This is a genomic window from Nostoc sp. (assembly GCF_036917395.1).
In the GTDB taxonomy this organism is placed as follows: Bacteria; Cyanobacteriota; Cyanobacteriia; order Cyanobacteriales; family Nostocaceae; genus Nostoc.
On record NZ_JBALDI010000049.1, the window covers coordinates 97,669 to 108,141 of the forward strand.

Here is a 10,473-nt window from a genome sequence, read left to right on the forward strand (position 1 = left end):
GCAAGCGAGATGAGGTTGCAAAGCTTTAACTACAGCATAATTCAGGATTTAGAGGTGAAAAGCAAAACGTTATAATCTTCGTGCCTGAATTACATTTCCTATAAGTCTAGAAAGATTTAGGTTTCTGAAATAGTTTGATCTATGCAAGCTTTGATTTTTTCGGACACAGATCGTATATGGGGTTCTTTAAAAATGGAATTATGAATCCCAGAAATATCATAGATATCCACTCCCCCTAATGCCAATTTACTCCAACCCATTTTAGGATCAGCCTTTTGTTGGGCAATTACAAGACCATCTTCTGTTCGGAATAGGGTTGCTCGACCTGAATAAACTTGTAGAACATATTTTCTTAGCGCTTGTATGGTGGCCTCTTGTACCATAAATTTCCGATAGGAGTAAGCTAAGGGGCGTCCAAAGGTCAGGTGAAACTGAAAGACAAACCGCCAGATCATCTCTTTGATCTGATACTTAAGCCGCTCTTTATTTCTTTCTACCTGCTTAATAACATAGTTAGATGCAATTGCTAAAAGACTCTTCCAATGGCGAAAAGCTGGCTTTTGCAATAGCACAGATTCGCTTTTTCTGGAACCATAGGTATCAAATAAAACTAGTAAAGCTACTTTCTTACCTTGCATAACCAATTGCCGAGCCATCTCATAAGCAATTATACCCCCAGAGGAGTATCCACCGATAAAATAAGGCTCATGGGGCTGAATAGTCTGGATTTGTTGAATGTAGTGCGCTGCCATGTCTTCAATCCGGGTATAAGGAAGCTGTTTTCCATCTAACCCTTGTGGCTGCAATCCATAAAATGGTTGATCTGATCCTAAATGCAATGCCAATTCACGGAAACGTAGAACTTCTCCACCCAAACCATGTACACAGAAAAAAGGAGGCTTAGAACCGTTGGGTTGAATAGCTACCAAAGATGACCAAGGAATTGATGTTTCAGACTTTAGATCAGCTGTTGGCGTCGCTGCAACCCCAGGTTTTGAGCATCTTTCTTGCTCAACAATATTAGCTAATTGCTCAATAGTTGGGGCTTGCAAGAGGATAGATAGAGGTAGATTTTTGCCCGCTATCTTTTCAATATAAGAAAACAGACGGACTGCCAGCAGTGAGTGTCCACCCAAATCAAAAAAATTATCTGTTATTCCAATCGGATGAATTCCTAAAATATTTTCCCAGATTTCTGTTAATTGAAGTTGTAATGGATTTTCTGTTGTGGCAAATGTTTTTTCTATTTTAGAATTAGTTGGATTAAGCGCAGATAAGGCTTTGCGATCAACTTGGCCATTAGCATTCAATGGCAGAGAATCTACTATGACAAAGGCAGAAGGCAACAAATGCTCAGGCAGCTTTTGCTGGAGAAAACTCAGCAGTTGCTCACTCCCTAAAGTCTCTCCTTGTTTGGGAACAAGATAAGCAACTAAATGTTTATCTCCAGGAACATCTTCTTTAATAATCACCATAGTTTTTTGCACGCCTGGATATTGACCCAAAATTGTTTCAATTTCAGCCAACTCAATGCGAAAACTGCAAATTTTTACCTGATTGTCTAGGCGGCCCAGAAACTCAATATTGCCGTCACTTAAGTAGCGTCCTAAGTCGCCACTTCTGTAAAGGTATGCCCCAGATTCGCTGCTAAAGGGGTTAGGGATAAATTTTTCAGATGTTAAGTCTGGACGGTTAAAGTAGCCTTGTGCAACACCGATACCGCTGATGTAGATTTCGCCAGTAACGCCAATTGGCAAGGGTTGCGATCGCCGATCGAGAATGTAGATTTGGGTATTGGCGATCGCTTTTCCTATGGGAATTTCTGAACGAGTGTTACTGGCTTCAGTGGCAGTTTCCGGATCGTAAACCGTGGCGGTTAAAGTTGTTTCTAGTGATCCATAGGCATTAAGCCAGCGTACTTGCTTGCCAACTTTTTCTATCCAAGTTAAATAAGCATTACGTGAAACTTTTTCACCACCAACCGTCATTAAGCGCAAGATGGCTGGCAAGGTTTGTAAAGACACAGATGGCTCTTTAACTAACTCATACCAAAAAGAAGTAGGTATATTAACAACGGTAATCTTTTGTTGAGCAATGAATGGGAAAAACTGCGCCGCCGAGTTTTGTAGCTCTTGAGACTGGAGAATTGTGGTAGCACCAGCAATCCAACTAGGGAACAGTGATTCAATGAAAGTATCAGTTGTGATATTAGATATGAGTAGTAGGCGATCGCTCTGGGTCAACTCCCAAGTTTCGCAAATTGCCAAGCTGTGGGTGACAAGATTACGGTGGGTAATGCCTATACCGTTGGGTTTTCCATTGTAACCGGACACATACATCACACAGGCGAGAGTCTGCTCTGTGGTATAATAGTCTGTATTTTCAGTAGCGTGTAGGGCGATAACTTCCCAATCACTATCCAAACAGATAACTTGTGCCTGATGCTCAGAGAGCTTCTCAATTAATGAGCTTTGGGTTAACACTAAGGATATTTGGGCATCTTCTAAAATGAAAGCCAGACCATCTTGCCCAGATGTCGGAGCTATGGATACGTAAGTTCCCCCAACTTTCAAAATACCCAACAGCCCCACAATCATCTCTAAGGAAGGCTCTGCATAAAGACCGACGAATACCCCAGATTTTACCCCTAGAGTTTGCAAATAGTGGGCTAGTTGATTTGCACGCTGGTTGAGTTCTTGATAGGTTAATTGCTGATTTTCAAAACTTACTGCAATATTATTTGGAGTTTGCTTGACTTGATTTTCAAACCACTGATGGATACAAGTATTCTGGGGATAATCAGCCTGATTGCCGTTCCACTCAACCAACAATTGATCTTGTTCACCTGCTGTCAACAAGGGTAATTCAGCAATCGGCTGATCGGGATTAGCGACAATACCTTCGAGTAATGTTTTGAAGTGTCCCAACATCCGCTCTATGGTACTGGCATCAAACATCTCGGCATTGTAATCAAATACCATGCCCAGACCATTATCCTGTTCCCGCAAGACTAATGTCAGATCATATTTGGTTTTACCGTGATAGATGTAGCCAAATAGAGAAGTGATAGTCAAATCAGGTAGTTTCACTGATGCCATACCACGACCATTCGACCAAGGAGGATTGAGGGAGAACTTTACCTGAAATAAAGGCGAATTCCGACTTTGTTGTTCTGGTCTAAGTTCTTCAATTAGTCTCTCAAAGGGTAGGTCTTGATGGGTATAAGCTTGTAAGCAATCCTTACGCACTCGGTCTAACAATTCTCGGAAAGTTGGGTTAAGAGCAATGTTACTCCGCAGTACAAGAGTATTAGAAAAAAATCCAATCAGCCCTTCGGTTTCTACTTGTCCCCGACTTGCACTTGCAAAGCTAATGAGTAGGTCTTCTTGTCCAGAATAACGGTAGAGCAATAGCTCAAACACTGTCACTAGAGTCATGAAGAGGGTCACTCCCCACTTTTGACTTAGGTCTGTCAGGGCATGATTCAGCGCCTTTGATAGCAGCAGGGCAGCGCGATCGCCTCGATAGGTTTGCACACCGTAAGGACGGGGATGATCGTAAGGTAACTCAATAATAGGTAAATTACCTTCTAGCTTTTGTTTCCAGTAGTTTACCTGTGACTCTAAAACCTCTCCCTGGAGCCATTGATATTGCCAATTGGTAAAATCAGCATACTGCACAGTTAAGGGAGGTAAAGGAGAAGCCTTCCCCGCCGACAATGCCTTATAGATGGTAGTCAGGTCTTGATAGAACAGATCAGAAGAAGCTCCATCACAAACTATGCAGTGCATATTCCAAATCAGCAGATGCTCTTGCTCGCTTAACTCCAGCAGTAACACCCGCAAAATCGGCCCCTTGCCTAGATCAAAGGGTTGATGAGCTTCTTTAGTTGCCAGTAAGTGAGCTTCCGCCTCCCGTTGTTCATCTGGTACTTGCTGCAAGTCAATTATTGGCAGCGTCAAGGAAACATCGGTGGCGATGACTTGAGTAGGCTTTCCATTCACTGCTGGAAAAGTTGTCCGCAGGACTTCATGGCGGCGGACGACTTCTTTCAAACTTTCTTCTAAGACAGCAACATTGAGATTCCCCGTAAAACGCACTACAACGGGCATATTATTTGAGGAACTATCAGGTTCAAACTGATGGAGGAACCATAACCGTTGCTGACCAAAGGAAAGCGGCAAGTTGCCATTCCGTTCACAAGCGACAATTGGGGGAATCTGTGAACTGGCGGCTGTAGTAATTTGTCGCAGAAAGTTGATGATTTCGGCTTTTTGAGTTTTTAACTCGGTCAGCAATTCCGGCGTGAGACTGTCTTTTGCCGCCCGATAGCGTAGGCTTTCGCCCTCTAGCCAAAGTTTGACATCGCGCTGACGTAGCTCAGATAGTAGTTCATCTAATGTTTTCATAACTCACCTTCCTCGTAATCATCAGCTGTTTCACTCTCAGCCGCCTGAATACCTTGGGTTGCCCAACGCAGAGTCTCCACTCGTTCAGCCAAATCTGCTACCGTTGGTAATTCAAATAAATTGGACATCAGGATTTCTACTTGCAAGGCTTGGCGGACTCGAGAAACCACTTGAATTCCTACTAGAGAATATCCACCCAATTCAAAAAAGTTATCGTAAATCCCAACCCGCTTGACATTAAGAACCTGCATCCAGATATCTGTAATCTGCTGCTCAATGGGAGTGCGAGGCGCTACATAATTTGCCTCCAGTTCCGGGCGGGAAGCATCTGGCTCTGGCAATGCCTTGCGATCGACTTTCCCATTAGGGGTTAACGGCATAGCTTCTAGTGCCATAAAAATCGTTGGCACCATAAAATCAGGAAGCTGTTGTTTCAAGAATCGACGCAACTGCGAAATCACTTGTAAGCTATCTTGAGCAGTTTCCGCAACAATATAACCTACTAAATTATTCTCATTAGAAGTGTCTTCTCGAACAATTACAACGCCTTCTTTTACTCCTGGATGTTGCAGGAGTGCAGTTTCAATTTCACCCAATTCTATGCGGAAACCACGCAATTTTATTTGATAGTCTATCCGACCCAAGTATTCAATATGTCCATCTGGTAAATAACGAGCCAGGTCTCCAGTTTTGTATAAGCGTGATTTAGGGTTTGGGCTGAAGGGATTAGAAATAAATTTCTCAGCAGTCAGATCGGGACGATTAAGATATCCCCTTGCTAGTCCTTCGCCACCAATATACAACTCACCTGATATACCAATGGGAACGGGTTGTAAATGGGAGTCTAAAATGTAGAGCTGCGTATTAGCAAGAGCGTAACCAATGCTTATTGCTTTATTTGCCGTTGTCACCTTGTAGCCTGTTGACCAAATCGTTGTTTCTGTAGGCCCGTAAAGGTTCCACAGACAAGCTCCCTTAGGTAATAATTGATTTGCAAGCTCTCTAGGTAAAGCTTCGCCTGTGGAAATCATCTTGAGTTGAGGACTACCTTGCCATCCGGCTGCCAGTAATAGCCGCCAAGTAACTGGTGTCGGTTGCATAAAGGTTGCCCTGGAGGTGGTTAGCGCTTTTAGCAGCTGGGTGCCATCAGCCGCAACTTCACGGCTCACTAACACCAACTTCGCACCTACAGACAGTGGTAAAAAAATTTCTGAAACGGCAATATCAAAGGATAGGCTAGTAACAGAGAGAAGAGTATCTTTAGCAGTTAAACCGGGTTCTTCAGCGATCGCATTCAGGAGATTAACAGCACTCCGATGTTGAATTTGAACGCCTTTCGGTTGACCTGTCGAGCCAGATGTATAGATGACGTAGGCTAAGTTATTGGAAGTGATGTTATGTGTTGGGTTATCCAACCCATAATCTCTGAATTGCCAGTTGGTATCAAGGCAAATAATCTCTGCTTGATGGTTGGGTAACCCCGCCTTTAGCTTCTCCTGCGTTACTAGCACTGACACCTGAGCATCTTGCAGCATGAAAGCTAAACGTTCTTGAGGATAAGCATAATCTAACGGTACATAGGCTCCTCCGGCTTTAAGAATGCCTAAAACTCCTACAACCATTTCCAAGCTGCGCTCGACACACAGACCAACCAGAACTTCTGAACCGACTCCTAAGCTTTGGAGATAATGGGCTAGCTGATTGGCTCGCTGATTCAGTTCGCGGTAGCTAATTTGTTCATTTTCAAAAACTACAGCGATCGCGTTTGGAGTTTTCTCCACTTGAGTTTCAAACAGCTGGTGAATGCAGATATCTTGGGGATAAGCTGTTTGAGTATTGTTCCATGTTGCTAATAACTGTTGCTCAACTGCTGGCAAAATTGGCAATTTAGCAATACTTTGATTAGGGTTAGCAACTATACACAATAACAAAGTTTCAAACTCTGCCATCCGGCGGCGGATAGTGTCAGCGTCAAATAAATTAGTGTTGTACTGACATTCCAGGATCAGTTCACCATGCAATTCTGTAGCATTGATAAACAGTTCAAAATTCTCGAATGCGCGTGGATTAGAGAAAAATTCTACCTCCAAGTCGATAAAGGGAAGTTGATCGCCATCTAGGGCTTGATCGACATTAAATATAATTGGTACTAAGGGAATGCGGCTAGAATCCCGTGGTAATACTAATTTTTTGACCAGGCTGCCAAAGGTAAATTGTTGATGATCATAGGCATCTAACACAGCCGATCGCCGCATTTGCAAGTAGTCGCTGAAAGATTTTTCGCTCTTAATTTGGCTACGCAAGGGTAGTAAATTTACACAGTGGCCTACGAGATTATATTGCCCCAATGCAGCTTGTCCGGCGGCTGGAATACCTACAACCAAGTCGTTTTGTCCTGTCATCCGGTGTAGCCAAACCTCAAATCCTCCCAGGATAGTAGTCATAAAGCTACAACCGAGTTTTGTCCCTAGTTGTTTAAGGTTGGCAACTAGTTCGGAGTTTAAATGCCAATCTTCGCGGGCGGCGTTAAAGGTTCTCAGTGGTGGACGGGGGCGATCGCTAGGGAAATCCAGTACAGGTACAGAGTCAGCGAATTGTTTCAACCAGTATTTTCCTGTGGCGATCGCTTCTGGACTATCCGCCTCTTCTTCCTGCAAAGTCGCATATTCACTTAAGTGGTCTGGTTCTTCTAATTCAGGAACAATACCCTGTTGCAAGCCAGAATAGAGTTTACCCAAATCTGGCATCAGCACTGCCCAAGACCAACCATCACAAATAATATGATGGGCTGTCAAAATAGCTAGATGTTCTTGCAACTGCAATTTGACAATTTTTGCCCGAAATAGAGGGCCATGTTCCAAATCAAAAGGTTGCTCTACCTCTTGTCGCAAGATACTAGCTAATTTTTCCTGTTGATCCTGTAGTTCCAGGCTAGAGAGATCAATAATTGGGATTTCAATTTGCCGAGAAGCAACAATGCACAGTATATTGCCATTTGTGCTAAAAGTTGTCCGTAGTGCTTCATGACGTTGTACTAACTCTTCCACCGCAGACTGGAAAACTTTGACATCAAGTTTACCTCTTAGTCGCAGAGATTGGGACTCGTTATAAGCACAATTGGCAGCATCCCCCATTTGCACAGAAGCCCAAATTTCTTTTTGTGATTCTGTGGCAGGGGCGGTTAAAAGTAATTCTCCATCTGCAAATGGATCAAAATCAACCGCAGTTAATCTGGATTGGTAATTTACAGGTAATAAGCTCATAAAACTCTATTATTTTCTCAGTTTATTCAATGTGGTTAAATTTAAATCTTTCTTGACAAACTACTGGCGTTCAATTCATTGTTTAGCGAAGATTGTAGACTTTAAATAATTCCGCATAGGAACTTCTACAAATTTATATGTCAATGATGCAGCCAATAAGATGATCATAAGAAATACTCCTAGAGATGTCAATGCTTCATATTCTGTGAAATTTTTGCCAAAAACATGGTTAAATTTATCAATCCAGAATATTTTTAACAATTCTTGAACAAAGCAATGAACTATATAAATCGAATAAGATATAGTACCGATATATAGCATTAACCGGGAATTTAAAATTTTTCCATATAAACGTGGGTCATGATAAAACCACTTAAAATAAAGAAAAAATCAACCCACAAATATCCATTCCGAAAAAAATCGCTATATGCGGATAAAATTGAGCCAGTTTTAGGTAAGGCGTAGTAAGAAAAATGGTGTACAACAACAATCAAGGCTGCAATACCGCGCAGAAAAGTGAGTGAATTGATGTGTTTAATGATGTTAAAAATACGAAATAATAGATATTTTTATAATAATTTTAATGGTTGTATGGAATTGATATTATGTCCGCTTAAAGACTTATCATGAAGACCGTAGTGGGCAGGAAGAAAGAGGGTTTTCCGGTTTTGGACAGATGTGGTAATCATAACTAATTAACCGGACATGATATGATATCTGATTTTTAAAATCCAAGTATACTAAACATTGTTCACCAGATTATGGTTTTGGTAGGCAATGCCCACAAAAACCATAAAAATTATTTTTTTAGAGAATTGGTATCATCAATTTTTACTCACTGAGCCGTAAATAAAAACCGTAATAGTTATGTACAAATCGCTCAGGATGAAATGGAATAGAACAGGTACGATTTAATTTCCAACTATCGATTAATTCATAGCCAATTGAAGTAAGAGAAGTGAGAAACTGAATCCGGTTCTGAATTTTATATGGACTAAAAGCATAGCCAATATTTTGCAATGTTATAAAAGATTCGCCTTCATAAAACGGTGTATGATTGATTAAGATATGCCTTGGCTTTACTTTAAGTTCTCCTAAAATATCAGCTAGTGATAGTTCTAGATATTGCAAAGTGCCAACCGTCAGAAGAATATCCATCCCCTCCGCCTTAGCAAAATCCCTTGTAAAGGACAAACCTGGACTGTCAATCTCTCTGGCCAACTTCTCTCCTGCGATAATTAGCTCTGGGAGTTCGCACACCAACCAGCGAAGATTACTAGGGTATTGGAGATACTTACGGCAAGCATAATAGCTGACACCTACATTACCGCCAAGGTCAAAAACGGTTGAACTATCATTGAACGCTGACTTGAGCCAAAAGATCATTGGATAGTCAATAAGATCAAGCTTACCTAACTCGCGTCTAGTAGTTAATTGTGCTACTGAGGGATGATTGTGAATTTCAGGCTGGCTGTGGCTGATGCGAGAACCCGAAGGAAGGGCTTTCAAGGCTTCAGAATAGGTATTGAAAATCCCCCGATATGATACATGACGGAAAAAATACCAGTAGTAGTAATAGTAATCTGAAACAATAGGGATTTTTATCACTATCTTCGTAACAAACTTCTGTATTTTATCTGCCATCCTTTGGGTAAATTTAATCGGATCAATGAGCTTTTTAAAACTGGAGTAGAAGTGCAAATCGTCAGCCTCAGTGGTGCGATTAGAAGGTTTCTTGGCTAATGACTTGATCGAATTCTGCTTATTCGTAGATGATTTAGTTAGTGACATATCGAAAAACTTAATCTTAATCTGGTGTATGCTTTGTTTTTAATAATTACGACAGATGATTATCGCTTTAGTGACCTCACGACCTCTTGGAAAAGTTTTGCTGGGGCAGTAATTCTTTTTATACCGGAGCGAAGCACTTCATCATGATTTTCTGGCTTTCGTTTAGAGAACATTTCGACAGCAAGAATTTTGGTTCTATCTCGTAATGCAGACTGGCCTGGAGGAGTTGGCAGCATACCTAGTTTTCGGAGATAATAATTAACCTGATAAATTCTGGCGTGTAAATCGCACGTCTTCAAACAAAAGTTAATACTTAGGGAAACAGAGTAATTATCTCTATTTTTAACCCAGTGTGGGGCTAGTACTGGATGGTGAACTCCTTTTCCTGGAACTAAGTGCTTCACACTTGCCTTGTTCTGGTTCTCCTCTCGGTAATTCGCTGATGAAATATGCCCTAAATAGAAATTCTCAATCTCTTCCTCTGTCAATACAGAGCGATCATTTTGATCGAACAGATGGACATCCTTGTCACCATGTATTTGAAATAAGAAATTACAATCATGGTCAATATGGTAGGGGGTGATTGAGTGAGGAGAAGAAACAATAATGGTAGCTATTGACCAGGTAATCTCTCGATGTAAAGGAACAGTTGTTAGGTCTTCAAGTTCAATCAAGATTTTATCTAGTAAAGCCTTATAGTCTGGGTCAACATGGGCGCTCTTAAACATTACAAAATAATCTGATTCCTGAATGTTTAATATCGCTTCTACAATTTGTTTTTTCCTTGGTAATTGCTCCCATTTCATTCCAGGAAAATTACCGTTATTACAACAAAAAACTTGTCCTTTAGGAAAAAGAGTATTTGCCAGATCAACTAGACGAGGAATCTCAAATAAAGGATGCCTTACGAGATTATGGGAGAACATAAATGGAGAATGGTTAAACTTCTCTTGAAAGCCTGGCGTATCCACCTCAAGAATACGTTCAGGAAACGTCAAGCTGGGCTGCAA

At 41.3% G+C, this 10,473-nt stretch carries 5 protein-coding genes; all 5 read right to left on the reverse strand.

All coding sequences use genetic code 11. The features are described from left to right. Positions 1–116: 116 nt before the first annotated feature. Positions 117–4,409 (reverse strand): non-ribosomal peptide synthetase, encoded by a 4,293-nt coding sequence (locus V7K46_RS17900; RefSeq protein WP_335115396.1) that lies wholly within the window; start codon positions 4,407–4,409, stop codon positions 117–119. Continuing rightward, positions 4,406–7,672, reverse strand: coding sequence for a non-ribosomal peptide synthetase (locus V7K46_RS17905; protein ID WP_335115398.1), 3,267 nt, complete (start codon positions 7,670–7,672; stop codon positions 4,406–4,408). The genes V7K46_RS17900 and V7K46_RS17905 overlap by 4 nt, the downstream gene beginning before the upstream one ends. 332 nt (positions 7,673–8,004) lie before the next feature. Continuing rightward, the gene (locus tag V7K46_RS17910; RefSeq protein ID WP_335115400.1) at positions 8,005–8,166 is read right to left on the reverse strand and encodes a hypothetical protein; all 162 of its coding nucleotides are present in this window, start codon (positions 8,164–8,166) and stop codon (positions 8,005–8,007) included. Between the two features lie 337 nt (positions 8,167–8,503). Further along, positions 8,504–9,463 carry a TIGR04325 family methyltransferase gene (locus tag V7K46_RS17915; protein WP_335115402.1) on the reverse strand — a complete coding sequence of 320 codons (960 nt, stop codon included), beginning with the start codon at positions 9,461–9,463 and terminating at the stop codon, positions 8,504–8,506. 59 nt (positions 9,464–9,522) lie between these two features. After that, positions 9,523–10,461: a cupin-like domain-containing protein gene (locus tag V7K46_RS17920; protein WP_335115404.1), complete on the reverse strand. Its 939-nt coding sequence runs from the start codon at positions 10,459–10,461 to the stop codon at positions 9,523–9,525. Positions 10,462–10,473: the final 12 nt, after the last annotated feature.

Excerpts from the sequence above, each read along its gene's own strand:
- V7K46_RS17915 (WP_335115402.1), bottom strand. The coding sequence starts at position 9,463 with ATGTCACTAACTAAATCATCTACGAATAAGCAGAATTCGATCAAGTCA.
- V7K46_RS17905 (WP_335115398.1), bottom strand. The coding sequence starts at position 7,672 with ATGAGCTTATTACCTGTAAATTACCAATCCAGATTAACTGCGGTTGAT.
- V7K46_RS17900 (WP_335115396.1), bottom strand. The coding sequence starts at position 4,409 with ATGAAAACATTAGATGAACTACTATCTGAGCTACGTCAGCGCGATGTC.